This is a genomic window from Streptomyces sp. SP18CS02, from assembly GCF_036322365.1.
Classification (GTDB): Bacteria; Actinomycetota; Actinomycetes; order Streptomycetales; family Streptomycetaceae; genus Streptomyces.
On sequence record NZ_JAQYXC010000217.1, the window covers coordinates 1 to 1,362 of the forward strand.

The window sequence follows — 1,362 nt, forward strand, 5'->3', positions numbered from 1 at the left end:
GGCCTTGCGGGCATGGCGCGTTGCCGTACGAGGCTGCACCGTCGCATCCGCACCTTCCTGTGAACAGGAGGACACATGGCCAGAAAGCTCATGGCTGCCGTGCTCGCCGTCGTGGCGGGGACCGCTGTGGCCGTCACGGCACCCGGCCCGGCGCAGGCCGCCCCGCCCGGGACCAAGGACGTCACCGCGGTGATGTTCGAGTGGAACTTCGCCTCCGTGGCCAAGGCGTGCACCCAGACCCTCGGCCCGGCCGGCTACGGCTACGTCCAGGTCTCCCCGCCCCAGGAGCACGTCCAGGGCGGGCAGTGGTGGACGTCGTACCAGCCGGTCAGCTACAGGATCGCCGGCCGGCTCGGCGACCGGGCCGCCTTCAAGAACATGATCGACACCTGTCACGCGGCCGGCGTCAAGGTCGTCGCCGACACGGTGATCAACCACATGGCGAACGGCTCCGGCACGGGAACCGGGGGCACGCCCTTCAGCAAGTACGACTACCCCGGCCTGTACTCCGGGGCCGACATGGACGACTGCCGCGCCGCCATCTCCACCTACCAGGACCGGGCCAACATCCAGCAGTGCGAGCTGGTACAGCTGCCCGACCTGGACACCGGCGAGGAGCACGTCCGCAAGAGCATCGCCGGCTACATGAACGACCTGCTGTCGCTGGGCGTCGACGGACTGCGCATCGACGCCGCCAAGCACATGCCGGCCGGCGACCTGGCCGCCATCAAGTCACGGCTGACGAACCCGGACGCCTACTGGAAGCAGGAGGCCATCTTCGGCGCCGGCGAGGCGGTCTCCCCCAGCGAGTACCTCGGCAACGGCGATGTGCAGGAGTTCCGGTACGCCCGCGACCTCAAGCGCGTCTTCCGCAACGAGAAGCTCGCCTACCTGAAGAACTACGGCGAGGGCTGGGGCTACATGGCCTCAAGCGCCTCGGGAGTGTTCGTGGACAACCACGACACCGAACGCGGCGGCGACACCCTCAACTACAAGGACGGCGCCGCCTACACCCTCGCCAGCGTCTTCATGCTGGCCTGGCCCTACGGCTCTCCCGACGTCCACTCCGGCTACGAGTGGACCGACAAGGACGCCGGCCCTCCCGCCAACGGCCAGGTCAGCGCCTGCTACACCGGCGGATGGAAGTGCCAGCACGCCTGGCGCGAGATCTCCTCCATGGTCGCCTTCCGGAACGCGGCCCACGGTCAGGGCGTCACGCACTGGTGGGACAACGGGAACAACGCCGTCGCCTTCGGCCGCGGCGACAAGGCCTACGTCGCCCTCAACCACGAGACGTCCGCCCTCACCCGGACCTTCCAGACCGCCCTGCCCGCCGGCACCTACTGCGACGTGCAGAACAAC

At 68.9% G+C, this 1,362-nt stretch carries 1 protein-coding gene; it reads left to right on the plus strand.

Features of this window, described 5'->3' with window-relative positions; all coding sequences use genetic code 11:
• Nucleotides 1–75: 75 nt before the first annotated feature.
• On the plus strand, nucleotides 76–1,362 hold a 1,287-nt coding region (locus tag PUR26_RS02100; protein WP_329868553.1), incomplete at its 3' end, for an alpha-amylase.